This window comes from Haloferax sp. Q22 (assembly GCF_001482285.1).
Classification (GTDB): Archaea; Halobacteriota; Halobacteria; order Halobacteriales; family Haloferacaceae; genus Haloferax.
This window is the reverse complement of the sequence record NZ_LOEP01000018.1, coordinates 114,971-140,600: the sequence shown is the minus strand read 5'-3', so window position 1 is coordinate 140,600 and position 25,630 is coordinate 114,971. Positions and strand designations below refer to the sequence as shown.

Sequence of the window (25,630 nt, the reverse complement as noted above, 5' to 3'; positions counted from 1 at the left end):
AACTGTCAAGCGTTCCGGTAGGTAAAGAGGATTTGGACGGCCTCGTCGGGGGCGTCTTCGAGGAGACGGTAGGCGCGCGCGGCGGACTCGACGCTGATTCGGTGGGTCACGAGCGGGTCAAGCGGGAGGTCTTCGAGGTGGTCCCACGCCAACGAAAAGCGGCGGTCGGCGTCCCAGCGCCCCCGGAGGTCGGGGTCGATGGTGCTGACCTGACTGCTCTCGACGCTGATGCGCGAGCGGTGGAACCGCCCGCCGAGGTCGAGGGTGGCGGGCTTGGTGCCGTACCACGATCCGACGACGACCCGGCCGTCGTACCGCGTCACCGACAGGGCGTCGTCGAGCGCGTCGGGGTCGCCCGAGAGTTCGAGCGTCAGGTCGGCCCCGTCGGCGGGGGCGTCCAGCGACTCGGGGTGGACCGCCTCGTCGGCACCGAGACCCTCGGCGATGGACCGGCGCTCGGCCACGCAGTCGACCGCGGTCAGACTCCCGAGCGGGAACTGCGCGAGGAGCGCGGTGGTCACGAGGCCGACGACGCCCTGTCCGAAGACGACGACGTGCTCGCCGATGAGCGGCCGACCGTCCATCACGAAGTTGAGCGCGGTCTCCATGGTCGGCAGGAGCGCGGCGCGCTCGTCGGTCACGTCGTCGGGGACGGAGATGAGTTCCGAGGGGGACGCGAGAAAGCGGCTCTCGTGGGGGTTGAACGCGAAGACGCGGCTCCCGAGCCGCGAGTCCGGTACGTCGTCGCCGACGGCCTCGATTTCGCCGACGGCGGCGTAGCCGTAGCGGAGCGGAAACGAGAGGTCGCCGTCGAGCGCCGCGATGGACTCGTCGGCGGCGAGGTCGGTCGGGGCCTCGCCGCGGTAGACGAGTCGCTCGGTCCCGGAGCTCACGGCGGAGGTCAGGGTGCGGACGCGAACCTCACCGGGGCCGGGAGCGGGCACGTCGCGGTCGCGGACCTCGACGCGTTCGGGGGCCACGAAGTAGACCGCGCGACCCTCCATCGTTCAGTCGTCTGCGGTCTCGACGGCCGCGTCGGCGAACTCGACGGTCGTGCCGCGGTGGCGGCAGTCTTCGAGCGCGTGCTTCGCCGCGAAGCCGGCCTCGTGGGCGTTCGACGCCGTGCCGACGCCGACTTTGAGTTCCACGTCCGCCTCGGCCTCGACGTGGTCGATGGCGGCGCGGTACTGCTCTTCTGTGAGGTCAGGCGTGACCGAGATGATGTTGTCGCCGCCGACGAAGAACGACAGCGCGCCGTGTTCCTCGCGCAGGTGGCGCATGAGCGACGCGTAGCCCTGTTCGATGTGGATGAACGTGTCGAACTCGTTGAGGCGGTCGGTGTACTTGCCCGTCGCGTCGTTCACGTCGAAGTGCGCGATTTGGAGGTCGGTCGCCGAGCGGTCGGCGTCCGCGAGCGTCTCCCCGGAGAGCACCTCGCGGCGGTCACCGTCCTGCGCGCTTCCGGCGCGCTGGATGCGGTCGGTGGCGCGTTCGAGCGCGACTGCGGGCGACCGGTCGGCGCCGATACCGAGACTGAGCGTTACGGGATAGCGGTTTCCGATAGACTCCTGCAGCAGTTCGTGGTCGTCGCGGTCGAGCCCGTTCGTGACCGCGACCATGTTGTCGAACCGGGTGAAAAACGCGTACCCGTCGCGAGAGCCGACGAACTGGGCCAAGTCGGCGAAGAGCCGCGACTGGAGCGTTTGGAGGTCCATCTCCCGCCGCGGGTCCGGGGTGACCGTCCACGGCCCGTAGTTGTCGATTTGGACGAGTGTCAGCTGCGTGTTCGTCACGGTAGACGAGTAGGGCGACGCGCATATTGGTCTTTGGTTCTGTGACGGTTCCGCCGCAACCCCGTGAGTCCCTCAGGCCGACGACTCGCGAATCGTCCGGCTGGCGACCACGTCGAGGACCGCCCACGTCAGCACCCACACGACGAGCGCCGTGAGGACGATGGCCGTCGTCGACAACAGCGGGAGGACGACGGAGAACGTGGCCACGATGGAGTAGGTCAGAAACAGCGCGACCATCGCCGTCACGAGCCCGTAGACGCCCATGGCGCTGTTGCCGGTCGCCGGCCCGCGAAGCCACCCGACCAACCGCTTCGAAGAGACACCCATACGACAACATATGTTACCAATGAACATAATAGTTCTCTCGGGCGAACGTTCAACAGCCCCGGCTCCCTACCGAGGACGATGGATTACCGAGGTGTGGTTCTCGACGTTGACGGAACCGTTGTCCGCGGCGACGAAGTGATCCCGGGCGCGCTCGACGGACTCGCGACCGTCGACGCCGCCGGACTCGACCGACTGTTCGTCTCGAACAACCCGACGAAGGCCCCCGTCGCCTACGAGGCGCGGCTCCGCCGGGCCGGAATCGAGGCGACCGCCGACGAGGTCGTCACCTCGGGCACGACCACCACGGCGTACCTCGCCGACAGACACCCCGGTGCGCGGACGTTCTGCATCGGCGAGTCGGGCTTCCACGATCAGCTTCGAGACGCCGGCCTCGAACTCGTCGGGGCGGGCGACGAGCCCGAAGTCGTCGTCGTCGCCATCGACCGCGAGTTCGACTACGACGACCTCCGCGACGCCAACCGCGCGCTCCGCACCGGGGCGGCCTTCTACGGCACCGACCCCGACGTCATCATCCCGACCGCCGACGGCGACATCCCCGGGTCGGGCGCGATTATCAACGCCGTCGCGGGCGTCGCCGAGCGCGACCCCGACGCGATTCTCGGCAAGCCCTCGCGGGTCGCACAGGAGTACGTCCTCGACAGACTCGGCCTGCCGCCCGAAGAGGTCCTCATCGTCGGCGACCGCCTCGATACCGACATCGCGTTCGGCCTCGATGCGGGCATGGGGACCGCGCTCGTCCGAACCGGCGTGACCGACGACGCGGCCCTCGCGGCGAGCGAGTACGAACCCGACCACGTCCTCGACGGCCTCGGCGACATCGGTCGCATCCTCTCGAAGTAGCCGGTTTTCGGCCGCAGAGCGGCCAAACCTCGACTTCCGAACCGCCACCATCACCACCTGCACAATCATTATCGTTCTGACGCGACAACTACTGGCTGGGTGAAGCCCATGTCCGGAAAGAAGATTCTGCTCCTCGCCGGCGACTTCGTCGAGGACTACGAGATTATGGTACCGTTCCAGGCGCTGCAGATGGTGGGTCACGAGGTCCACGCGGTGTGTCCGGAAAAAGAAGACGGCGACCGGTGTAAGACCGCAGTCCACGACTTCCGCGGCGACCAGACGTATCTGGAGACCCGCGGCCACGACTTCGCGCTGAACGCGACGTTCGCCGATATCGACCCCGCTGACTACGACGCGCTCGTCGTCCCCGGCGGCCGCGCACCGGAGTATCTCCGCGGCTACGACGAGGTACTGGACGCCGTCCGGCACTTCTTCGACGAGGGCAAGCCGGTCGCCGCAATCTGCCACGGGCCACAGATTCTCGCCGCCGCGGGCGTCCTCGACGGCTACGAGATGACCGCCTATCCCGCCGTTCGCGCGGAAGTCGAGCGCGCGGGTTGCTTGTGGGTCGACGAGGTGACCGTCGACGGCAACCTCGTCACCGGGCAGGCGTGGCCGGACCACCCCGAGTGGCTGGCGGCGTTCCTCGACGTGCTCGGCACCGAAATCAGCCACGAACCGGCCGCAGCGGCCGCTGACGACTGATTCGGTGCGACGCTCACACGATATCGCGTGTGAGAATGTCTGACAAAGATTTTTATTAGGGGCGACGAAGGGAGTGGTATGGAAGAGCCGAACAGCCCGTACTTCCGCGAACAGGTCGACGACGTCGTCGAATCGGACCCCCAAGACCGCGAGGTTATCATCGTGGAAGGCGAGGCTATGAGTCTTCGAAGCTATAAGAAGCGCCGCTACTGACCCGGCGGGGCGTCCCCGAGTCCGCCGCGACACCCGTCGCTGGCGGCTTCGATTTCTGCGAAAAGAATGCGAGTGCGTGTCGGCGCGAGCGGCGAGCGACGCTTAGAACGCGTCGCCGACGACGGTCACGTCGGCCTGCAGCTCGTCGCGGAGCGCGTCGTGGACGTGGCAGATGTCCTCGGCGAGTTCCGTGATTTCGGCGAACTCGTCGTCCGAGAGGTCGGACTCCACGTAGACGTCGAAGCTGATGCTCGTGAGGTCGTCGCCGTCGTCGAGGTCGGCGTCGGCGTCGATCTGGACCTTACCGAGGTCGTCGAAGCCCGTCTTCTGACCGCCGACGCGGAAGGCGGGGAGGAAACAGGAGGCGTACGTCGCGACGAGCGCGGCGTTCGGGTTCGGACCCGTTTCGTCGGTGGCGTCGATCTGGAGGTCGAAGTCGCCGACCTGGCTCGTGCATGCGAAACCGTCCTCACTGACAGTAGAGGTCTGGATGTCGGACATTCATTCCGAGGAACGGAGCGACCGACCCTAAAAGTTCCTCAATAGGACAACGGTGTGCACAAGCGACGACCCGAAACGGGGCGTCGCCGAGCAGGGCGAGGGCCTATTCGAGCGTGAACGACTCGTCGCCGTCGAGGGCGTGGACCTCGGCCTGACTGCCGGCGGCTTTCACCTCGCGCTCGAAGTCGCGCACGTCGATTTCGATGGCCGGGAACGTGTTGTAGTGCATCGGGAACACGTGGTCGACGCCGAGCCAGTCGGCGGCGACAGCGCCCTGCCACGGCCCCATCGTGTAGTGGTCGCCGACCGGAAGCGCGGCCGCGTCGGGTTCGAAGTACGCGCCGAAAATCTCGCGCATGTCGGTCATGAGTCCCGTGTCGCCCGCGTGGTAGAACGTCGTCGAGTCGGCGTCGGTCTCCTGTGTCGGCAGCGTATCGCTAATCATGTAGCCGCCGGGCATGCCGGCCTCGTGCTCGTAGCCGGTGTTGATGCCGTTGGTGTGGTCGGCACGGACCATCGTGACGAACGCGTCGCCGAGTTCGACCGTCCCGCCGATGTTCATCCCGATGGTCTCGTCGACGCCCATCTCGGCTTCGACGTAGCCGGTGAGTTCGGGCGTGCCGACGACCGTCGCGCCGTCGAACTCGCCTGCGTGGGCGATGTGGTCCGCGTGCCCGTGGGTGAGCAGGACGTAGTCGGGGGTCTCCACGTCGCTCGGGTCGAGAGACGTGGCGGGGTTGTCGAAGAACGGGTCGATGAGAAGCGAGGTGTCTCCGACCGTGACGTACCACGTCGAGTGACCGTGCCAGGTGAGTTCCATAGCACTCGGTTGTTACAGGCGAAATACACAAAAAGCTATTCGCAGGGGGCGGTGTGACCGCTTTTCGGCGGTGTCACTCATCGGAGTTGCTCGGCGACATCCGACGGGGCGGCTCCGCCGCTCTCGTGTCGGTTTCGACAGCAGAATCGGCCGCCCGAGTCCACTCGAACGAACTGTCCGGGACGGCCGATACACGTCCGTCACCCCATAACCACAAAAACGATGAGAATCGTGCAAGAATGTCCCACGCCACCGGCCGACTCGTGCAATGTAAAAGCCTATCACGCCGCCCGCCAACGCGTGGGGCATGCATCACGTCCGATTCCGCGACCCCGCGGGCGCGGTTCGAACCGGCAAGTGGCACGGCGATTCGGTCTCCTTCGGCGGCGAGCGCTACGACCTCGACGAGGTCGATGTGCTCCCCCCATGCGAGCCGTCGAAAATCGTCTGTATCGGCCGCAACTACGCCAAACACGCCGAGGAGCGCGACGAGGAGGTCCCCGACCGGCCGCTTTTGTTCCTCAAGCCGCCGAACGCGCTCGCCGGTCACGGCGACACTGTGACGCTCCCCGCGGGCAAGGAGAACGTCGAACACGAGGCCGAACTCGCGGTCGTCATCGGCGAGCAGTGCCGAAACGTCGCGCCCGAGGACGCCGAGGACGTCATCGCCGGTTACACCGTGATGAACGACGTGTCCAACCGCGACGACCAGGACATCGAGACGAACTGGGTCCGCGGGAAGGCGTTCGACGGCTCGGCCCCCCTCGGGCCGGTCCTCGCCGACCCCGACCACCTCCCCGACGACGCGAGCATCTCGCTCCGCGTGAACGGCGAGACGCGACAGGACTCCAGCATCGAACATCTCATCTTCTCGATTCCCGACCTCGTCGCCGAAATCACGACCTACATGACGCTCGAAGCCGGCGACGTCATCTCGACGGGGACGCCCGAGGGCGTGGGCCCGCTGGAAGACGGCGACACCGTCGAGGTCGAAGTCGAGGGCGTCGGCGTCCTCGAACACGACGTTCGACAGGACTGAGCCTCCTTTTTTCACCTCGGAGCCGTGACGGAGCCGTATGCGTGTCCCTCGATTGACACTCGTCGGCGTCGCGATTCTCGCGCTCAGCGCCGTGGCGGGCCTCGTGGCTCTCCCCACACTTCCCTCCTCGGTCGCGATTCAGTTCGGAATCGGCGGCACCCCCGACTCCGTCGTCGCCGCCCCGCTGGGCGTGGCTCTCATCCCCGCAATCGGTGTCGGCGTGCTCCTCGTCACCCAGTTCGTCGGGGCGACGGACATCGGAAACAGGGTTCCTCCCGTCTTCGACGCGGTGCTGGCGACGTTTCTCGCGTACGTGCAGGCGCTCGTCCTCGCGTACAACCTCGGCGCGCGGTTCGATATGCTCGTCGCGGTCGTTCCCGCGGTCGTCACCTTCGGCGTCGTCGCTGTCGTCCTCGACCGCGCGGGCTGAGAGGACAAACCCTATAATTAGGCTGGCCTAATCCCCGCCGAATGCGACTGACGCGACGGGACGCGCTGGCCGTGCTCGCCGGTCTCGGCGTCACCGGCGGGGCCGTGTCGCTGACGCAGTTCGACCCGCCGACCGCCGAGTCGACCGGCGAGGGTCGCGGTTCGGACGGCGAACGCGGCGGTGACGGAGACGCCGACGACACCCCGCCGACCGCGGTGCGCGAGACGATGGTCGCCGCGGGCGAGGTGGTCTACCCGAGTGCGGCCGAAGGAGTCTCGGAGTTCGTCGAGACCTACGTCGTCGGGCGCACGCGCGACGACTCGCGTCGGGCCGCGATGGTCGATGCCGCGACCGAGTTGGACGACGTGGCCCGCGACTGGGAGGGCGCGGCCTTCGCCGACCTGCCGGCGGACGACCGCGACCGCCTGCTCCGCGAACTCGGCGTCGACGCGGCCGACCCCGTTCCGGACGGGACGCTCTCCGAGCGCCTTCGGTTTCACGTCGTGAACGAACTGCTCTATGCCTTCTACGCCTCGCCGACCGGTGGCCGCCTCGTCGGCATCGAGAACCCCATCGGCCACCCCGGCGGGGCCGAGAGCTACCGGCGGGCGACGATGGACGACCCCGAGACGACCGACTCCGGCGGTGAGGGCGATGGATAGGTCCTCCGTCGCCGACGCCGACGTGTGCATCGTCGGTGCCGGACCCGCCGGCGGCCTCGTGGCCCATCGTCTCGCCGAGTCGGGCGCGACGGTCGTCGTCCTCGAAGCCGGGCCGCGCTTCGACGGCGACAGGCGGGAGCAACTGGAACAGCACGTCCGTCCCGGCCTCGGTGGCCCGTGGGAGATGGGCGGCCCGCGGGACGCGTTTTCCTCCACCGGCGAGTCGTTCTACCCGCTGAACGCCGCCCGCGTGAAGGGCGTCGGCGGGTCGACGCTCCACTGGCAGGGGATGGTGATGCGCCTCCACGAGCGCGACTTCGAACTCGACGCCAGACACGGCGTCGGGGCCGACTGGCCAATCGGCTACGACGACCTCCGACCGTACTACGCCGCCGCAGAGCGCGAGTTCGGCGTCGCGGGCGCGGCCGACAACCCCTACGCGCCGCCACGGGACGAGCCCTACCCGCTTCCCGCCTTCCGGCCGTCGCACTCGGACTCCATCTTCGCCGAGGCCTGCGAGCGCCTCGGCATCGACATGCACTCGGTGGGCAACGCCCGCAACTCCGAACCGTACGACGACCGGTCGCCCTGCGTCGGCTACGGAACGTGCAAGCCGGTCTGTCCCTCCGGCGCGAAGTACACCGCCGAGTCCCACGTCGAGAAGGCCGAAGCCGCGGGCGCGCGGGTCATCGACCGGGCGCGAGTCCGACGGCTCGAACACGACGAGGCGGGCGAGCGCGTGGTCGCCGCCGCCTACACGACACCCGACGGCGAGACCCACAGGCAGGAGGCGACCCAGTTCGTCCTCGCCTGCGGCGGCGTCGAGAACGTCAGACTGCTGTTGCTGTCCGACTCCGACCGCTACCCCGACGGCCTCGCTAACTCCTCGGGCGCCGTCGGTCGGTACTTCATGGACCACCTGTTCGCCGGGATGGGCGGCCGCCTCGACCGCCCCACGCGACAGAACCACGTCGGCTTCAACACCAGTGAGTGCCACCAGTTCTACGACGACGCCGACCCGGTCAACGGCCTCAAACTGGAGTTTCTCAACTACGCCGGCCCGTCGCCGGTCATCGACGCCCTCCACGCCGACACGTGGGGCGACGACCTGCTCGACCAGTTGGACGAGAGCTACGGTACGCACGTGTCCATGGGCGCGCTGGTCGAACAGCTCCCCCGCGAGGACAACTACGTCGGCCTCGACCGGGAGACGACCGACGACCTCGGCGACCCCGTCCCCGAGATACACTGGTCCGTCGACGAACAGACGGAAGCCGCGCTCTCGCGGGCCAACGAGATTCAGGCGCGTGTGCTGGACGACCTCGGCGTCGAGGACCGCTGGACCGTCGGCCCCGACGAGACCGGCCCCGCGTACCACCACATGGGGACGACGCGGATGGGCGACGACCCCGAGTCGAGCGTCGTCGATGCCGAGTGCCGGGCCCACGACCTCGACAACCTCTGGATTTCGGGGTCGAGCGTCTTCCCGACCGGCGGGGCGATGAACCCGACGCTCACCATCGCGGCGCTCTCGCTTCGACTCGCCGAGTCGCTTCGGGCGACGCTCGGATGAGGACCGCACCGTCCCGGAGTACGCACGCTTAAGAACCGCGACCCGCATTTTCCGACCATGCAACCACGGGACCTCTCCGCGCACGCTCCCTACGTACCCGGCCGCGGGACAGAGGAGGTCGCCCGCGAACTCGGGATGGACCCCGAGGACCTGACGAAACTCTCCTCGAACGAGAACCCCCACGGCCCGAGTCCGAAGGCGGTTGCCGCCATCGAGGACGCCGCCCCGACCGTGAGCGTCTACCCGAAGACGGCCCACACGGACCTGACAGAACGCCTCGCCGACAAGTGGGGCCTCGAAGCCGAACAGGTGTGGGTGTCGCCCGGCGCTGACGGTTCTATCGACTACCTGACGCGCGCGATGCTCGAACCGGACGACCGGATTCTCGAACCGTCGCCCGGCTTTTCGTACTACTCGATGAGCGCCCGCTACCACCACGGCGACGCCGCCCAGTACGAGGTGTCGAAGGGCGACGACTTCGATCAGACCGCCGACCTCGTCCTCGACGCCTACGACGGCGAGCGCATGGTCTACCTCACGACGCCGCACAACCCGACGGGCTCTGTGCTCCCGCGGGACGAACTCGTCGAACTCGCCGAGTCGGTCGAGGACCACACGCTCCTCGTCGTCGACGAGGCCTACGGCGAGTTCGCCGAGGAACCGTCGGCCATCGACCTGCTCTCGGAGTACGACAACATCGCGGTCCTGCGGACGTTCTCGAAGGCGTACGGGCTGGCCGGCCTCCGCATCGGCTACGCCTGCGTCCCCGAAGCGTGGGCCGACGCCTACGCCCGCGTGAACACGCCGTTCGCCGCCAGCGAGGTCGCCTGCCGCGCCGCGCTCGCCGCGCTCGACGACGAGGAACACGTCGAGAAGTCCGTCGAGTCGGCCCGGTGGTCCCGCGCGTACCTCCGCGAGCACCTCGACGCGCCGACGTGGGAAAGCGAGGGCAACTTCGTCCTCGTTGAGGTCGGCGACGCCACCGCCGTCACCGAGGCCGCCCAACGCGAGGGCGTCATCGTCCGCGACTGCGGGAGCTTCGGCCTGCCGGAGTGCATCCGCGTCTCCTGCGGCACCGAAGCACAGACGAAGCGCGCCGTGGACGTGCTCAACCGCATCGTCTCGGAGGTGCCGCCGGCGTGAGAGTCGTCGTCACCGGCACGCCCGGGACCGGCAAGACCACCGCCACCGAGCGCGTCGCCGACGATCTCGACCTCGACGTGGTCCACCTCAACCGACTCGTCAAGGACGAAGGCCTCTGGACCGAGCGCGACGAGGACCGCGACACGCTCGTGGTGGACCTCGACGCCGCCCGCGACGAACTCGGCGACTGGGACGGCATCGTCGAGAGCCACCTCGCACACCACTTCGAGGCCGACCGCGTGGTCGTGCTTCGCTGTCGCCCTGACATCCTCGAACAGCGCCTTCTCGACCGCGGTGAATCCGAGGCCAAGGCGCGAGAGAACCGCGAGTCCGAAGCGCTGGACGTGATTCTCGGCGAGGCCGTCGAGTTCCACGGCGAGGAGTCGGTGTACGAAATCGACACGACCGACCGCGACCCCGACGCCGTCGCCGACGACATCGCGGCGGTCGTCGCGGGCGAGCGCGAACCCTCGGCGGGGACCGTCGACTTCATCGACTACCTATGACGCTGGACCAGTACCGCGACACCGCCGACAAGTTGCTCGCCCCGTTCGTCTCGGTCGCCGACGCCGCCGGCCTCTCGCCGAACGGCGTGAGCGTCGTCGCCTTCGGGTTCGCCGTCGCTGCCGGCGTCGCCTTCGGCCTCGCCGACCCGCTTTGGTACGGCCTCGGCGCGGTGTTCGTCTTCTGTAACGGCTGGCTTGACCTCGTCGACGGCGCCCTCGCCCGCGAACAGGGCGTCTCCTCGAAGGCCGGCGACCTACTGGATCACGTCCTCGACCGCTACGCCGACATCGTCGTCCTCGTCGGTCTCGCCGCGGGTATCGACTCGTTCGCGCTGGGTCTCGCCGCCGTCACGGGCGTCCTCATGACCTCCTACCTCGGCACGCAGATTCAGGCGGTCGGGCTCGGCCGCGCCTACGGCGGTCTCGTCGGGCGCGCCGACCGACTGGCGCTCATGGGTCTCGTCGGCCTCGCGTCCGCCGTCTACACCGGCACGCTCGGCGGGTTCACGCTCGTCGGCTGGCTCCTCGTGTTCTTCGCCGTCGTCGGCCACCTCACCGCAGTCCAGCGCTTCTGGGGCGCGTGGGGCGACCTGACGTAACCCGACCAACTGCCCGAGGATGTTGCCCGCTACCGCGGATTTATATGTTTCAGATCATCACCAGAGAACGAATCGAATGAGACACAACTGCGCAACACACACTCACATACTCGCGCAATTTCGCCACCGAACCCCACGATATCTGTTTTCTCGCGCCGTGAGTGAGCGCCCGCGGTGCTCGGCCGTCGCCGAGTGATGTTCGTCCTCGACGCGGCGGGCGTCGTCGTCCACGCGGGAGCGGGATTCGCGGCACATCTCGGGACGGACACCGCTGCGCTCCGCGGGCGACCGTTTTCGGACTTCCTCGCCGACGGAGACTGGCCGGAGGTTCGCGAGGCTGCTGCCGCCGTGCGAGCGGCGAGTGGGTGGGAGAGCCGTCGGTGCCGCTGTCGGCTCTCGGGAGTCGGCGGCGGGGCGGCCGAAGCCGTCGGGGTCGAAATCGAGTTTGCCCCGTATCCCGGTGACGGAGCCGGCAGTGGCAGAGCCGGTGCCGGAAGCGGAGACGCCAACCGCGCCGGCGACTCGGACGCCACCGGCGCGGGCCGGGTCGTCGGCGCGGTCTGCCGCGAACTGTCGGAGCCGGCGGCCGCGCGACTGCACACAGAGCGCGACCGGTTCGACCACCTGTTCGACCTCGTCGACGACGCGGTCATCGAGTTCGAAATCGTCGGCGTCGAACCGATTATCCGGTCGGTCAATCCGGGGTTCGAGGCCGTCTTCGGCTACGACGCGGCGGAGGTGCGCGGCGAGTCGCTCAACGACTTCATCGTCCCGCCGAACGCCGACGACGAGGCGGTCGACTTCGACCAGCGAACCGCCGACGGGAAGGCCAATCACGCCATCGTCACCCGCCAGACCGCGTGGGGGAGACGGGAGTTCCTCTACCGAGGTATCCCCTACAGCCGCGGCGACGGGAGGCAGTACGGTTTTTCAATCTACTCAGACATCACCAGTCAGCGCCGGGCCAGAGAGCACTTACAGGTGCTCCAGCGCGTCCTCCGGCACAACCTCCGAAACGAGATGAACGTCGTCCTCGGCATGGCAGAAGAGATACGTGAGGCGACGGCCGACCCGCGGGTCGACCACGCGGCCGCGCGAATCGCCGACCACACCGAGACGCTCCTGCGGGTCAGCGAGAAGGCCCGAACCGCCGCCGCCGTCCTCGACGACCAACGGCCCGACGAGGTGGTCGATGCGACCGCGACGGTCCACGCCGTCGTCGAGTCGCGGCGGACCCGATACCCCGCGGCGACGTTCGACCTCGACCTCCCGCCGTCGCTCCCGGTGTCCGTCGGGCCGAAACTCGCGCAGGCGCTCGCCAACGTCGTGGAGAACGCGCTCGAACACACCTCCGAGGACGTGACGGTCCGCATCGAGGCGAAACGGTGCGAGAACGACGCGACCATCCGCGTCAGCGACGACGGCGACGGCATCCCAGAAATCGAGTGGGCCGCCGTCTTCGGCGACGAGGACATCACGCAACTCAGCCACGGCTCCGGGCTGGGGCTGTGGGTCGTCAAATGGGTGGTCGAATCCGCGGGCGGCCGAGTCGATTACGACCGACGCGACGGGTGGAGCACCGTCCGACTGACACTCCCGCTGACGGACGGGAGTCGGTAGCGACCACGTCCCGGTCGATTCGGTGGCCGGTGGCGTGCCTTTTATACGCGGCGGGCGGGTACGTGAGTGTATGCCTCAGTGCGAGATGTGCGGCTCCGACCAAGCCTCTCTGAAGACTGTGAAGGTCGAAGGCGCAGAACTACAGCTGTGTGACGACTGCGCCGAGTTCGGCACGGAGGTCCGCACCGAGTCGACTTCCAGCGCGAGCACGAAGTACTCCACCTCCTCCTCGTCGGGCTCGAACTCCTCTCGCTCCTCGGGGTCGTCTTCTTCCTCGTCGTCGAAGCGCCGCCGCCGCGACATGTTCGACGACATGGACGAAATCGCGACCGACTACGACGACCGCATCCGGCAGGCGCGGGAGTCCCGCGGAATGAGCCAAGAAGAGCTCGCCCAGTCGCTCAACGAGAAGGCGAGCCTCATCCGCAAGCTCGAACGCGGCGACATCATGCCGCCGGACTCCGTCCGGAAGAAAATCGAACGCAAGCTCGATATCTCGCTGGTCGAAGGCGAGAGCGACGACGACTCCGAGTGGTCCGGTGGCGGCTCCACGACGACCACTCTCGGCGACGTCGTCAAGCGCAAGGACTGACGCGACCCCGCCCCAGCGACTGCCGCCGACGCCGACAACGCCGACGACCGTCGTGGGGGACCGCTCGACCGAGTCCCCCGTTCCGTTTATCACGATTTTCCGCCCGAGAGACGCCGTCTCGTGGCAATCGCGGCCCCGAAAACCAATTTATTAGTCTCGCCGGACGCGAGTTCGACTGTGTTCATCCTAGTCAATCTCAAGGCGTACCCGTGTGACCCGATCGAAGTCGCCACCGCCGCGCGCGACGTGGCCGAGGAGTCCGGCGTCCGCATCGCCGTCTCCCCGCAGGCGGCCGACATCTCCCGCGTCGCCGACACCGGCGTCGAGACGTGGGCCCAGCACGTCGACCCGAACGGCCACGGCAGCCACACCGGCAGCACCCTCGCCGAGGCCGTCGCCGAGGCCGGCGCGGTCGGCACGCTCATCAACCATTCCGAAAAGCGCCTGAAGCTCGCCGACATCGACGGCTCCGTGCAGGCCGCCGAGCGAGCGGGCCTCGAAACCTGCGTCTGCGCCAACAACCCCGCCCAAATCGGCGCGGTCTCCGCGCTCGGCCCCGACTCGGTCGCCGTCGAGCCGCCGGAACTCATCGGCGGCGACGTCTCCGTCGCGACCGCCGACCCCGGCATCGTCACCGACGCCGTCGACGCTGCGGCCAACGTCGACGACGACGTTGATGTCTACTGCGGCGCGGGCATCTCGACCGGCGACGACGTGGTGACCGCCGAGGAACTCGGCGCGTCCGGCATCCTGCTCGCCTCCGGCGTCGCCAAGGCCGACGACCCGCGCGCGGCGCTCGAAGACCTCGTCTCCGGGCTGTAAGCGCGTCGAAAAACCGCTTTGACTCCGACCGACGGCCCGCGTCGCGTCTCGCGTCTACTCGCCGTCGGCTTCTTCTTCGACGAACGACGCCTCGATAGCCGCGACCGTCTCCCGGAGTTCGTCGTCGCCCAAGAGGTCCGCGTACTCGTCGCTCACGAGGTCCGGCAGCGCGTACTCGTACTTCCCACGGCCGGCGTGACGGATGAATCCCGCCCGGCGGAGCGACCGGTTTCGGCCGTAGGCGAGATGCTGGTCGCCTGTCTCGCCCGCGGCGACGTGGGCGGCGAGCGGGTCTGAGATGCCGCGCTCCCGGTAGTGCGCGAGCATTCCGTGGTGCACGTCCCCCAGCGCGTTCACGATGGCCGTCATGCGGTCGACTACGTCGCGGCGGCTCTCGGCACCCGGCGCAGGGTGGAGTTCGGCCGGTTCGAAGTCGCCCATCTCGGCGGCCGCCATCCACGACTCGTCGTCAGCCGGTGGGGCCGCAGCGCCCGCGTCGCCCGCGCCGTTGGCCTCCGCCTCGTCGCCTTCGGAGAGCAGTCCGTGGGTCGGCCACGGCGGGCCGGACGGCGCTTCGAGCGGTCGCCGAGGCGGTGTGTCGCCGGCGTTATCGGTCGTATCGTCGGCCTCTGCGGCGGCGTCGGCGGCCGCGTCCGCCACGTCGCCATCGCTGGCCTCGTTGTACTCGCCGAGCGCGGCCTGCTTGTCGGTGGGGCGGTTGAGGTTACGGCCGTCGCCGCCGCGATAGGGCGCTTCGGCCTTCTGGAACATCGCCTGCGCGAACTGGTCGGCCATCCGAGAGAGGTCCTGCGCCTCCTCTAACTCCCGTTCGAGCTGTCGAATCCGTGCGTCTTTCTTGTCTATCTCCTGTCTGAGGTCGGCGATGCGGCTCTCCTGTCTGGCCTTCTCGTCGGATATCTCCTTGAGGTCCGAGACGAGGTCGCCGTCGACGGACTTCAGGTCCGGGCGCTCGAAGTCGTCGAGGCCCGGCGTCGCGCCCGCGTCGAACGTCTGTTTCTTGTGGAACTGCACGCGCCGAATCGACTCGGACCAGTCGGTGACAAGGAAACCCTCGCCGTTGCCCATGTCCTCGATGGCGTCGGCGTACTCCGACCCGAGGATGCGCCCGACGACCTTGGTGTCGTTGCGCCACGTGAGGCGGTGCCAGACGAGCCAGTCGCACTGGGTGATGAAGTCCTTTTTCACGTCGGCGGGGCGCTGGGAGATGCCGACGACGCCGAGGCCGTGCTTGCGGCCGCGCTTCCCGATTTTGATGAGCATCTTGCCCGCCTCGTCCATCCCGCCTTTCTCGGGGATGTACTCGTGGCACTCCTCGATGAGCATCAAAAACGGCTTCTTGAGCTTTTTTTCCTTCGCAAAGAGGTGTTTTGCGACCTCCGTCACCAGTTCGTCGGAGGCCGCGTCGTCGAGGTAGCCGGACACGTCGAGGATGATGGGAACGTTCTGTTCGAGCGCGAGCGTGGCGAGTCGCTCCGCGTGCTCGGGGCTCACCTGAATGTCGCACTCGTCGTCGGCCCCGGCGTGGAGCAGTTCGAACTCCTGTTTGAGGCCGTAGTACTCGCCGTCCGTGTCGACGATGAGCACCGGGAAGTTCGCCGACAGCAGGTTCTCGATGATGACCGACGCCGTGTTCGACTTCCCCGACCCCGACTTGCCGGTGACGAACCCCCGGCCGGTGAGGATATCGACCACCGGTAGGTCGACCGTCGTCCCCGGTTCTTCGATTCCCTCTCCCCCTGGACCGTCGCTGATCTCGGCGACCGAGATGGTTTCCGTGTCCGAATCCGTCATCCGATTTGGTGGACTCTCTCGGACGCCATAGTTCCTCCCCCTCGCCCCGTCGTATCGAAAGACTCAGTCGAACTCGACGAGCGACGACTGGCCCTCATGCGAGCGGACCCCACCCCCTGCGTTCGGGGGCTCGTCGTCGCCGGCTTCGTCGCTGACGTCGTCGCCGACGCGGTCGTCTGAGATGCCGTCGTCACCGACGCGGTCATCGGGGTTGTCGTCGCCGGACCCGGCCGACTCCCAACCGTCGAGGCTCGACTGGTCGGCGTCCGCGAAGGAGAGCTTCGAGACGCGGACGCCGAGTTTTCGGACAGTCGTCTCCGCGAACTTGTCGTCAAGTAAGTCGAGCGCGACTGACTCGACGAGTTCGGGGTCGTCTACGGGCCCGGAAAGCGACGTCGCCCGCGTGTTGATGTCGAACGGCGGGACGACCACCTTGATGCCGATGGTCCGGTACATCGCCCCGCGAGAGTTCGCGCGGTCGGCCACGTCCGCCGCGAGGGCGCGGATGACCTCCCGCTTGTCTTCGATGTCGTCGGTCGGCTCGGTGAACGCCGACTCCCGCGAGAGGCTCTTGGGCCGGCCCGTCGGCGTGACCGTCCGGTCGTCGTAACCGCGGGCCCGCTCGTGGAGTTCGCGGCCGCGCGAGCCGAACTCGGCTTCGAGGACCGAGGCGTCGGCCTCGGCGAGGTCGCCCGCCGTCTCGATGCCGAGCGTCCCGAGCTTTCGGGCCGTCACGGGGCCGACGCCGTGGACCTCTTCGACCGGGATGGGTGCGAGGAACGACCGCACCTCACCGGGGCGGACGACGACCAGCCCGTCGGGCTTGTCGAAATCGGAGGCGATTTTCGCGGTCGACATGTTCGGCGCGACGCCGATGGAGGCCGCGACGCCGACCTCGCGGGCGATGCGCTGTTTCACGTAGCGGGCGAAGCCCTGCGCGAGCGTCCGGTCGCCCGAGGCCGCGAGGTCCCACCCAGTCCGGTCTGTCACGTCGAGGTAGGCCTCGTCGATGCTCACCTCGCGGACCACGTCGGCGCAGTCGTGGAGAATCGCCTTCACGTCGGCGGCGACCTCCTTGTAGAACTCGAGGTCGACGGTTCGGTAGTGGCCCGCCGCCGCAGGGTCGTCGTCGGGGTCGAGGCTCTCGATTCGCGGGAGGCGTTCGAGCGCGGTCGAAATCGGCTGGGCGCTCTCGACGCCGAACTCGCGGGCCTCGTAGCTCGCCGTGGCGACCGCGCCGTGGCCCTCGCCGGGTTCGTAGCCCATGCCGACGACCACCGGTTCGCCGTCGAGTTCGGGCTCGCGCAGGCGCTCGCAGGCGGCGTAAAAACAGTCCATGTCGACGTGAAGGACGATGCTGTCGGGGCCGTCGTCGGCGGTCGTGCCCGGCAGCGTCTCCTCCGCCATGGTCGAGGTGACGGGCGCGATGTACCTGAAGCTTCAGATAGCGCGGCGAAAGTAAAACGAGGACGGAAGGACGCGGCGGGTCGGTGGCGTCGGACGAAATCGGTCGTCGTCGTGTTACTTCAGTCGCTCCTGCAGGAACGAGGGGTGTGCGGCCGTGACGCCGTCGATAGACAGAATCTCGTCGGAGATGACGTCGCCGAGGGAGTCGCCGTCGACGGCGCGGACCTCGGCCATCAGCATGTGGTCGCCGGAGGACGTGTACAGCGCCTCCACCGAGTCGAGTTCCTTGAGGATACGCGTGACCTCGACGTAGCGCTCGCTGGTCGCGTCGATGCCGACCATGGCGATAGACTGCCCGGCGAGTTTCTTCGGGTCGATGTCGGCCGAGTAACCGATGATGACGCCGTCGTCTTCGAGTTTTCGGATATACTTCCGAACCGTCGGCTTCGACACGTCCGCCCTGTCTGCGATCTGGGCATACGACGCCTTCGCGTCTTCCTCCAAGACCGCGAGGATGCGTCCTTCCGTGGACGTGGTTTCCATGCCCGTTGGTTTTCTCACGGGAGAAAAATATCTTGCGAATCCGAAAAGGCTTCTCGGTCACATCGAACCGGCGCGGCCGCCGGCCGGAAACCGAGCGCCGACTACGGCGTCGGCGGCGTTATTTGTGCTTGTCGAGGAAGTTGTCGAACGTCCGCTCCCATTCGTAGGAGTCGTCGAAGTAGCGCTCTGCGAGCGGCTCTTCGGGCATCTCGCCGATGCGCTGTTTCTCCTGCTGGTAGGACGGGCGGTCTTCGTCGACGTAGTACCGGCCGGTGAGGACGGTGCCCTCGTGGAGGGCGTTCTCCGTCTCGAACATCATCTCAGAGGCCTCCGAGCGGTTCGTGTTGTCGAACTCGTAGTCGTCGGAGTCGTTGATGTCGATGTACGGGACGTACTGACGGGCGTCCTTGTTCCACGTCGGACACTGCGTGAGGAAGTCGACGTGGGAGAAGCCGTCGTGCTGGATGGCTTCCACGATGATGTCCTTCGCCTGGTTCGGGTTGACGGCGGCCGTCCGCGCGACGTACGACGCCCCGGCGTTCAGGGACATCGAAAGCGGGCGGAGCGGCGTCTTGGCCGAGCCGTGGGGCTGGGTCTTCGACTTGTGACCCATCGGCGACGTGGGCGAGGTCTGGCCCTTCGTGAGGCCGAAGATCTCGTTGTTGAACACGATGTAGGTGATGTCGTGGTTCTCACGGGCGGTGTGCATGAAGTGGTTGCCACCGATGCCGTAGCCGTCACCGTCACCGCCGGCGGCGACCACGGTCAGGCCGGGGTTCGCCAGCTTCGCGGCACGGGCGATGGGCAGCGAGCGGCCGTGGATGGTGTGGAACCCGTAGCTGTTGAAGTAGCTGTTGAGCTTGCCGGAACAGCCGATACCGGTCGTCACCATCATCTCGTCGGGCGAGAGGCCGAGTTCGGCCGCCGCGCCCTTGAGCGCCTTGAGGACACCGAAGTCACCGCAGCCCGGACACCACGTCGGCTGGGGTTCGAGTCCGGGGGTGAACTCGTTTTGGTCCTGCTCCGTTTCTTCACCGATTGCGCTGAATGCACTCATGATTTATTCACCCACCTTGGGGACGAACTTCGTGCGGTTGTCTGGGAGCTCCTCGCCTTCGAGGAGCGCCGTCTCGAAGCCCTCGACGATGTCGGCGGGCTCGAACGGGTTGCCGTTGTACTTGAGGAGGCTCGACATCTGGTCGCCGTAGCCGCCGAGTTCCTTGGAGATGAGTCCGCGGAACTGGGCGGAGGCGGTCATCTCGACGACGAGCGCCTCGTCGACGCTGTCGAGGAAGTCCGCGACCTGCTGTTTCGGGAACGGCATCATCTCGGAGACGCCGAGGACCTTGACCGAGTGGCCCTTCTCGTTGAGAACGTCGGCGGCCTCTTCGACGGTGCCCTGCTGGCTGCCGAAGGTGATGAGACCGAGGTCGGCGTCTTCGTCGCCGTGGACCGTGTTGAACTCGCCGTCGGCGTCGAGTTCGGCACGGATGTTGTCGACCTTCTGCATGCGGCGGTTCATCTGCGCGACGCGGTTCTCGGGGGACTCCGAGATGTGACCCGCGGGCATGTGCTCGTTACCCGTTGCGAGGTAACGACCGCCCTTCTGGCCCGGCAGCGAACGCGGCGAGACGCCGTTTTCGGTGTCGTGCTGGAAGCGCTGGTACTTGCCGGAGTCGTCGTGCGGCGCGTCTTCGAGTTCCGCTTCCGTCAGGACCGAGCCGAGGTCGGCGTTCGGTTCCTCGTCGAAGACCGACGCCGGGACGTTCGAGAGTTCGCCCCCGAGCTTCTGGTCGTAGAGGACGATGGACGGAATCTGGTACTCGTAGGCGATCTGGAACGCCTTGCGCGTCTGGTAGTACGCCTCGGCGGCGGTGCCGGGCGCGAAGACGATGCGGTGGGAGTCGCCCTGCGAGGTGTACAGGACGTGCTCGAGGTCGGACTGCTCGGGCTTCGTCGGCATACCCGTCGAGGGACCGGCGCGCATGGCCTCGACGAGGACGAGCGGCGTCTCGGTGATCTCCGCGAGACCGAGCGGCTCGGACATGAGCGAGAAGCCGCCACCGGACGAGCCGGACATCGCCTTGACGCCCGCGTGGGAGGCACCGATTGCCAGTGCGGCCGCGGCGATTTCGTCCTCCACCTGCTCGGAGATGCCGCCGAGCTCGGGGAGGTTCTGGGTCATGATGGTGAAGACTTCCGTCCACGGGGTCATCGGGTAGCCCGCGATGAAGCGGCAGCCTTCGTCGATGGCACCGTACGCGATGGCGTCGGAGCCGGAGAGAAGCACCTGCTCTTCGTCGTGTTCGCCGGTCGGCGCGGACACGTCGGGAGCCTCGACGTCGTACTCCTCTTGGACCATCTCGTAGGCGTCGTCGAAGACGGTCAGGTTCGGTTCGAGAATCTTGTCGGGCATCGCGTCCGACATCAGGCTCTTGATGACGTCGGGTTCGATGTCGGCGATGGCGCACGTGACGGCGACACCGGCGGTGTTGCGCATGACCTCGCGACCGTGTTCGCGAGCGATGGTGCGCAGGTCGATATCGTAGACGTGCCAGTTGTTCTCTTCGACGCGCTCGTCGAAGTCCTCGATCTCGGAGGCGTCGAGCAGACCGGAGTCGTAGACGATGACCCCGCCTTCGTTGAGTTCGTCGAGGTTCTCCGAGAGCGGCTTGATCTCCTCGTTGCCGTAGTAGGCACCCTCGCTCGGGTTGCGGGCGAAGGAGTCACCGAGCGCGAGGAGGAAATTGTACCCGTCGCCGCGAGACTTGACGGGATCTGCGCTCACGCGCACTTCGGTGTACGTGTGGCCACCGCGGATGCGCGATGGATAGTGGCGATGCGTGAAAACGTGTAGCCCCGCTCGCATCAGGGCTTTGGCGAAGTTCTGGCTCGTCGAGGCGATACCGTCACCGGAACCCCCTGCGATCCGCCAGATAAGTTCGTGGTCAGTCATATGTTGAGCTCACGGCCCCGCTGGGGCGCTACCTGAAAAGTTGGGGAGGGTCCGATTAAAGACTTTGCTATGGATTAACAAGGAAAGATAATGAAGGACTTAATATTGTTAAACTGACTCACCGTCCCACCATCGAAAGTGGACAAACGGGCTGTCACGCCCGCGGAATAGAGTGAACGATAACGCGGAATCGGATTCGCTACTCGTTGTCCGGACTGGACGGGTGGTACGGTGTGTCGTACTCGCCGGCCTGCCCGTCGAGGCGGTCGGGATTGATGCGTCCGCCGAGGAGCATGAAGTCGAGGATAGTCACGTAGAGCATCGCCTCGACGACTGGGACGCCGCGGGGCGGGAGCACGGGGTCGTGCCGGCCGACGACCTGAATCTCCTTTTCCTCGCCGGTCTCCCAGTCCACGGTCCGTTGCTTCTTCGGGATGGACGTGGGCGCGTGGAGCGTCAGTTCGCCGTACACGGGTTCGCCGGTCGTGATGCCGCCCTGGATGCCGCCGTGTTTGTTGCCGACCGGGCGGGGGTCGCCCTCCTCGTCGAACTCCCAGTTCTCGTTGCGGTCGTGGCCGGTCCACTCGCGGGCCTCGCGGCCGAGACCGAACTCGAACGCCGTCGCCGCCGGAACCGACATGAGCGCTTGTCCGAGCCGCGCCGAGAACGAGTCGAACCGCGGCGCACCGAGGCCGCGCGGAACGCCCTGCGCCTCGAAGTAGATCGAGCCGCCGATGGAGTCGCCTTCCTTCTGGTACTCTTCGATGAGTTCCTGCATCTCCGCCGCCGTCTCGGGGTGCGCACACCGCACGTCGTTTTCCTCCGTGTGCTCGCGCAGGTCGTCAAAGGAGACCTCCGGCGCTTCCACGTCGCCGATCTGGTTCACGTGCGCCTTCACCTCGATGTCGTAGTCGCTCTGCTCGATGACCTGCTTCGCCACCGCGCCGGCGGCGACCCAGTTCACCGTCTCGCGCGCGGACGAGCGACCGCCGCCACCCCAGTTGCGCGTGCCGAACTTCGCCGAGTAGGTGAAGTCGCCGTGGGAGGGCCGCGGCGCGGTCACGTAGGGCTCGTACTTGCCCGAGCGCGCGTCCTTGTTCTGGACGACCATCCCGATGGGCGTGCCCGTCGTGTAGCCGTCCTGCACGCCGGAGTTGACGACGACGGCGTCCGGTTCGCCGCGGCTCGTCGTAATCATCGACTGGCCCGGCTTGCGTCGGTCCAGTTCGTGCTGTACGTCTTCGACCGAGAGCTCCACGCCGGCGGGACAGCCGGACACGGTGACGCCCATCGCGTCGCCGTGGCTCTCGCCGTAGGTGGTCATCCGAAAGAGACGACCGAATTCGTTGCCGTTCATTACCCGCCCCTCGGGTGGCCGCCCATTTAGTGTTTGTAGAAAGGCGCAATCGTGGGCGGGGGTTCGGCGACCCCACGTTCATGGTCGATGCCGACGAACCCGCCGTATGGAATCGACGCCTCCCTCCGACCCCAACGCCTCCAATTCCGCTCCCGACCCCGACGCCGCGTCCCCTTCCGCTTCCGGACTCCGCGACCGCCTCGAAGCGACCTTCTGGGAGCGCCACGCCAACCCGTGGAGCGCCGGCACGCGCATCCTCGTCTACCCGGTGTTGATGTACGCCGTCTACCGACGGGACCGCCGGCTCTTTCTCGCCGCCCTCGCGTTCACCGCGGTCAACCCGGTGTTGTTCCCGCGCCCCGCGCGCACGGACAACTACCTCAGTCGAATCGTTCTCGCCGAGCGCGAGTGGCTCGACGCCGAGCGCGGGACGATGGGTCTCGACTACCCGAACGTGCTCAACGTCCTCAACATCCCGGTCACGGCCTACGCCTTCGTCTCGGCGATTCGGCGCAGGCCGGTCGGCACGCTCCTCGGCACGCTCGGCGTGATGGCCCTCAAGCTCTGGTGGGTCGACGCCATCGTGAAGGAGACGGGCGTGACGGGTCGCGGCCCCGACGCTGACTCAGCGGAGTGAGTCCAGCGTCGCCGTGGCGAACGGAATCAGCATCTCGTCGGGGTGAAGCCCGCCGTGCATGGCGACGAAGCCGAGGTTCCCCGGCTCCTCGTCGCCGTACCAGACGCCGAGGTCTCGGTGGACGACCACGAGGTCACCGAGTCGCCGCTCGAACGTCGGCGAGGGCTCGGGGCCGAACAGTCCCCGATCCAGCACCTCGCGCCTCCGGAACACCCGCGCGTCCAACTCGGCCGTGAGCAGGTCGTAGACGGGGTCGATTCGGTCGTCTCTCAGGTGAAGGTGGACGTTCCGCGGGCTTCCCGAGAACCGAATCGGCGTCCCGTCCGTGAGCGTCCGCAGGTCCGAGACGAGGTCGAACGGCGGTTCCGAGAGGTCGGGGTTGCGCTCGGGGTCGGTGTCGACGAGGCCGTGGTCGGCGGTGACGCAGACGAGCGTCTCGCCCGCGTCTTCGTCGTCGGTCGTTTCGGCGAGCGTCGCTATCGCGTCTTCCACGCGGTCGAACGTCTCGACGGCCGTCTCGCGGTACGCCTCGGAGTCGACGCCCTCGGCGTGCGCCACGGCGTCGGTCTGCGGGAGGTACGCGAAGACGTACGACGGGTCCGCGGCCGACTCGGCCGCCGCCGCGAAGGCGTCCGAAAACGTCGAGAGGTCCTCCGGGTCGTAGGTGTGCGGGACCGTCTCCTCGGACGGGAACGGCGTCACGTGGTGCGTCTCGACGCCCGCGGCGGCGAGGTCGGGATAGACGCTCTCGCAGTCGGCCACGTCGCCGCGGTCGAGTCGCTCCGGCTCGGTGCCGTCCTTCCGGAGGAAGGGCAACGCCTCGAACATCTCGTCGGCGTCGGGGTCGTAGACGTTCCAGCCGACGACGCCGTGTGCTGCCGGGAGCGCCCCCGAGTGGAACGTGTTCATCGCGGCGGCCGTCTCCGAGGGGAAGACGGAGGTGAGCGGCGTGACGCGACCCGCGCGCTCGAACTCGCGGAGGAAGGGAATCCGGTCGCGCTCGCCGTCCCACTGGGCGAGGCCGAAGCCGTCGACGAGGAAGACGACCACCCGCGACACGTCGTCGTAGTCCGCTGTCGCCGACGCGGGGAGTCGCGGCCCGGCGTCCGCGCCGAGCAGGTCGGCGACGGTCCCCGGAATCCGCGAGAAACACCAGTCGCCGTAGGCCGGTAGAAGGTAGTCACCGTCCGACTGTCGCTCGCGGAGCGCCTGCGCGTCGGCGTCGAACATACCACCGTCGGCGTCCGGGCGGGCGAAAAAGGTTCTGTCCGGTCAGTTCGTTGTCGGATCGCGCCCTCAGTTTTCGGTCATGTCGGCACCGAGGTCGGACATCGCCTCGAAGAAGTTCGGGAACGACACGTCGACGTGTTCGCTCCCCGCAATCGTCGTCTCGCCGTCCGCGACGAGGCCGGCGACGGCGAGCGACATGACGATGCGGTGGTCGCCGCGGCCGTCGACCGCCGCGCCGACGAGGTCGGTCTCGCCGCCGTGAATCGTGAGGCGGTCCTGTTGTTCGGTGACGTTCGCGCCCATCTTCGCGAGTTCCTCCGCCATCGCGCTCACGCGGTCGGTCTCCTTGAAGCGGACGTGCTCGCAGTTCTCGATGACCGTGTCGCCGTCGGCGATAGCGCCGAGGACCGCGATGGTCGGCAGCAGGTCGGGCGTGTCGCCCACGTCCACGGTCGTCCCGGTGAGGTCGGCCGCGGAGACGGTCAGTTCGCCGGCCTCCTCGTCCCAGTCCACCGTCGCGCCCATGTCGCGCACGATGTCGACGATGGCGCTGTCGCCCTGCGCGGACGGTCGCGCGCCCTCGATGACAACGTCCTCGCCCTCCGCGCCCGCGACCGCGCCGGCCGCGAGCAGATACGAGATAGACGAGAAGTCGCCGGGGACGCTGTACGCGCCGCCTTCGGGGGCGTACGACTGGCCGCCGGGGACTGAGAAGCCGTCGTCGGTCCGGGTCGCTTCCACGCCGAAGTCGGCGAGGAGTTCGAGCGTGATATCGACGTACGGCGAGGACTTGAGTTCGGTCGTGAGTTCCACGTCGATGCCTTCCTCTGTGACCGCGCCGGCCATGAGGAGCGCCGTGATGAACTGCGAGGACACGTCGCCGGGAATCTCGACGGTGCCGCCGGTCATGCCGTCGCCGACGACGAGCGGGGCCTGCCCGTTCCGGCGCGTGCTCTCAGCGCGGCCGTCGAGGTCGAAAACGGCGTCGAGAAGCGGGCCGTGGGGCCGCGACCGGAGCGAGGCGTCGCCCGTGAGGACCGTCAGGCCCTCGCCGAGGGCGGCACAACCGGTGACGAGGCGCATCGTCGTCCCCGAGTTCTCGCAGTTGACCACGTCGTCGGGCGTGCCCGGGCGGCCGCCGAAGCCGGCGACTTCGACCGTCTGGCCGTCGCGGTCGACCGACCCGCCGAAGGCCTCGACCGCGCGCATGGTTGCCTTGGTGTCGGCGCTGACAAGCGCGTCGCGAACGACCGCCTCGTCGCTGTAGCCCGCGGCGAGGACGGCTCTGTGGGTGTAACTCTTCGACGGCGGCGCTCGGGTGCGTCCGGCGACCCGAGACGGGGAGACGTGCGCGTCCATACGCGAGGGGTCGGCAGGGTCCGGTATCAGGGTACCGGACGCGGCGACGTTCTCCCGGACGGCGACGGCGGCGCGGTCGCTCGGTTTCTTGTTTGCCAACAAACATATATCGCGGGCGAGCGT

Annotated in this window: 27 protein-coding genes; 14 read left to right on the top strand and 13 right to left on the bottom strand. The window is 67.7% G+C overall.

Annotated features, from left to right (window positions below; genetic code table 11):
* Positions 1 to 5: 5 nt before the first annotated feature.
* From AM590_RS08525 to AM590_RS08515, 3 genes are all read right to left on the bottom strand, one after another.
* Positions 6 to 1,004 (bottom strand): zinc-binding dehydrogenase, encoded by a 999-nt coding sequence (locus AM590_RS08525; protein WP_058827100.1) that lies wholly within the window; start codon positions 1,002 to 1,004, stop codon positions 6 to 8.
* A gap of 3 nt (positions 1,005 to 1,007) precedes the next feature.
* A complete protein-coding gene (locus AM590_RS08520; RefSeq protein ID WP_058827099.1) occupies positions 1,008 to 1,793 on the bottom strand; it encodes a GTP cyclohydrolase III in 786 nt (261 codons plus the stop codon).
* A 72-nt stretch (positions 1,794 to 1,865) separates the two neighbouring features.
* Entirely contained in the window at positions 1,866 to 2,120 is a 255-nt protein-coding gene (locus tag AM590_RS08515) for a hypothetical protein (RefSeq protein WP_058827098.1), read from the bottom strand.
* A gap of 78 nt (positions 2,121 to 2,198) precedes the next feature.
* Here AM590_RS08515 and AM590_RS08510 point away from each other — a divergent pair, with 78 nt between their 5' ends.
* From AM590_RS08510 to AM590_RS21265, 3 genes are all read left to right on the top strand, one after another.
* The gene (locus AM590_RS08510; RefSeq protein ID WP_058827097.1) at positions 2,199 to 2,981 is read left to right on the top strand and encodes an HAD-IIA family hydrolase; all 783 of its coding nucleotides are present in this window, start codon (positions 2,199 to 2,201) and stop codon (positions 2,979 to 2,981) included.
* A 108-nt stretch (positions 2,982 to 3,089) separates the two neighbouring features.
* Positions 3,090 to 3,686 carry a DJ-1/PfpI family protein gene (locus AM590_RS08505; RefSeq protein ID WP_058827096.1) on the top strand — a complete coding sequence of 199 codons (597 nt, stop codon included), beginning with the start codon at positions 3,090 to 3,092 and terminating at the stop codon, positions 3,684 to 3,686.
* A 78-nt stretch (positions 3,687 to 3,764) separates the two neighbouring features.
* Complete coding sequence (locus tag AM590_RS21265; RefSeq protein WP_004968055.1) at positions 3,765 to 3,899, top strand: hypothetical protein; 135 nt, start codon at positions 3,765 to 3,767, stop codon at positions 3,897 to 3,899.
* Between the two features lie 102 nt (positions 3,900 to 4,001).
* Here AM590_RS21265 and AM590_RS08500 read toward each other — a convergent pair whose 3' ends face one another.
* Positions 4,002 to 4,400, bottom strand: a complete 399-nt coding sequence (locus tag AM590_RS08500; RefSeq protein ID WP_006600356.1) for an OsmC family protein — start codon at positions 4,398 to 4,400, stop codon at positions 4,002 to 4,004.
* Positions 4,401 to 4,503: 103 nt separating this feature from the next.
* Positions 4,504 to 5,220, bottom strand: coding sequence for a metal-dependent hydrolase (locus AM590_RS08495; RefSeq protein ID WP_042663792.1), 717 nt, complete (start codon positions 5,218 to 5,220; stop codon positions 4,504 to 4,506).
* A gap of 307 nt (positions 5,221 to 5,527) precedes the next feature.
* Here AM590_RS08495 and AM590_RS08490 point away from each other — a divergent pair, with 307 nt between their 5' ends.
* The 10 genes from AM590_RS08490 (at position 5,528) to tpiA (ending at position 14,206) form a co-directional block, all read left to right on the top strand.
* On the top strand, positions 5,528 to 6,259 hold the full coding sequence (locus AM590_RS08490; protein WP_058827095.1) for a fumarylacetoacetate hydrolase family protein: 732 nt from the start codon (positions 5,528 to 5,530) through the stop codon (positions 6,257 to 6,259).
* A gap of 37 nt (positions 6,260 to 6,296) precedes the next feature.
* Entirely contained in the window at positions 6,297 to 6,689 is a 393-nt protein-coding gene (locus AM590_RS08485) for a DUF1648 domain-containing protein (RefSeq protein WP_058827094.1), read from the top strand.
* 41 nt (positions 6,690 to 6,730) lie between these two features.
* Entirely contained in the window at positions 6,731 to 7,351 is a 621-nt protein-coding gene (locus AM590_RS08480) for a gluconate 2-dehydrogenase subunit 3 family protein (protein WP_058827093.1), read from the top strand.
* The gene (locus AM590_RS08475; protein ID WP_058827092.1) at positions 7,344 to 8,924 is read left to right on the top strand and encodes a GMC family oxidoreductase; all 1,581 of its coding nucleotides are present in this window, start codon (positions 7,344 to 7,346) and stop codon (positions 8,922 to 8,924) included. Before AM590_RS08480 ends, AM590_RS08475 begins: the two co-directional genes overlap by 8 nt.
* Before the next feature lie 57 nt (positions 8,925 to 8,981).
* Positions 8,982 to 10,067 carry a histidinol-phosphate transaminase gene (gene hisC, locus AM590_RS08470; RefSeq protein WP_058827091.1) on the top strand — a complete coding sequence of 362 codons (1,086 nt, stop codon included), beginning with the start codon at positions 8,982 to 8,984 and terminating at the stop codon, positions 10,065 to 10,067.
* Positions 10,064 to 10,573, top strand: coding sequence for an adenylate kinase family protein (locus tag AM590_RS08465; RefSeq protein ID WP_058827090.1), 510 nt, complete (start codon positions 10,064 to 10,066; stop codon positions 10,571 to 10,573). The genes hisC and AM590_RS08465 overlap by 4 nt, the downstream gene beginning before the upstream one ends.
* Entirely contained in the window at positions 10,570 to 11,172 is a 603-nt protein-coding gene (locus tag AM590_RS08460; protein WP_058827089.1) for a CDP-alcohol phosphatidyltransferase family protein, read from the top strand. Before AM590_RS08465 ends, AM590_RS08460 begins: the two co-directional genes overlap by 4 nt.
* A gap of 195 nt (positions 11,173 to 11,367) precedes the next feature.
* The gene (locus AM590_RS08455) at positions 11,368 to 12,792 is read left to right on the top strand and encodes a PAS domain-containing sensor histidine kinase (RefSeq protein ID WP_058827128.1); all 1,425 of its coding nucleotides are present in this window, start codon (positions 11,368 to 11,370) and stop codon (positions 12,790 to 12,792) included.
* Positions 12,793 to 12,862: 70 nt separating this feature from the next.
* Complete coding sequence (locus AM590_RS19830) at positions 12,863 to 13,384, top strand: multiprotein bridging factor aMBF1 (RefSeq protein WP_081909201.1); 522 nt, start codon at positions 12,863 to 12,865, stop codon at positions 13,382 to 13,384.
* Positions 13,385 to 13,561: 177 nt separating this feature from the next.
* A complete protein-coding gene (gene tpiA / locus AM590_RS08440) occupies positions 13,562 to 14,206 on the top strand; it encodes a triose-phosphate isomerase (protein WP_008320970.1) in 645 nt (214 codons plus the stop codon).
* A gap of 54 nt (positions 14,207 to 14,260) precedes the next feature.
* On the opposite strand, the gene AM590_RS08435 is transcribed toward tpiA, so the two are convergent.
* The 6 genes from AM590_RS08435 to aroC all read right to left on the bottom strand — a co-directional run bounded on the left by AM590_RS08435 (position 14,261) and on the right by aroC (position 22,281).
* Entirely contained in the window at positions 14,261 to 16,018 is a 1,758-nt protein-coding gene (locus AM590_RS08435; RefSeq protein ID WP_058827088.1) for an ATP-binding protein, read from the bottom strand.
* Between the two features lie 63 nt (positions 16,019 to 16,081).
* Positions 16,082 to 17,425 (bottom strand): DNA polymerase IV, encoded by a 1,344-nt coding sequence (gene dinB, locus AM590_RS08430; RefSeq protein ID WP_058827087.1) that lies wholly within the window; start codon positions 17,423 to 17,425, stop codon positions 16,082 to 16,084.
* A gap of 114 nt (positions 17,426 to 17,539) precedes the next feature.
* Positions 17,540 to 17,968, bottom strand: a complete 429-nt coding sequence (gene lrpA1, locus AM590_RS08425; RefSeq protein WP_004043634.1) for an HTH-type transcriptional regulator LrpA1 — start codon at positions 17,966 to 17,968, stop codon at positions 17,540 to 17,542.
* A 118-nt stretch (positions 17,969 to 18,086) separates the two neighbouring features.
* On the bottom strand, positions 18,087 to 19,025 hold the full coding sequence (locus AM590_RS08420) for a thiamine pyrophosphate-dependent enzyme (protein WP_004043633.1): 939 nt from the start codon (positions 19,023 to 19,025) through the stop codon (positions 18,087 to 18,089).
* Between the two features lie 3 nt (positions 19,026 to 19,028).
* Positions 19,029 to 20,924, bottom strand: a complete 1,896-nt coding sequence (locus AM590_RS08415) for a 2-oxoacid:acceptor oxidoreductase subunit alpha (RefSeq protein WP_058827086.1) — start codon at positions 20,922 to 20,924, stop codon at positions 19,029 to 19,031.
* Between the two features lie 199 nt (positions 20,925 to 21,123).
* Positions 21,124 to 22,281 carry a chorismate synthase gene (gene aroC / locus AM590_RS08410; protein ID WP_058827085.1) on the bottom strand — a complete coding sequence of 386 codons (1,158 nt, stop codon included), beginning with the start codon at positions 22,279 to 22,281 and terminating at the stop codon, positions 21,124 to 21,126.
* A gap of 106 nt (positions 22,282 to 22,387) precedes the next feature.
* Between aroC and AM590_RS08405 the strand changes: the two genes are divergently transcribed.
* Entirely contained in the window at positions 22,388 to 22,918 is a 531-nt protein-coding gene (locus AM590_RS08405) for a DUF6653 family protein (protein ID WP_058827084.1), read from the top strand.
* Here AM590_RS08405 and AM590_RS08400 read toward each other — a convergent pair.
* Positions 22,907 to 24,148, bottom strand: coding sequence for an alkaline phosphatase family protein (locus AM590_RS08400; protein WP_058827083.1), 1,242 nt, complete (start codon positions 24,146 to 24,148; stop codon positions 22,907 to 22,909). The genes AM590_RS08405 and AM590_RS08400 overlap by 12 nt on opposite strands.
* A gap of 66 nt (positions 24,149 to 24,214) precedes the next feature.
* Positions 24,215 to 25,507 (bottom strand): 3-phosphoshikimate 1-carboxyvinyltransferase, encoded by a 1,293-nt coding sequence (gene aroA / locus AM590_RS08395; protein ID WP_058827127.1) that lies wholly within the window; start codon positions 25,505 to 25,507, stop codon positions 24,215 to 24,217.
* Between the last annotated feature and the right edge of the window lie 123 nt (positions 25,508 to 25,630).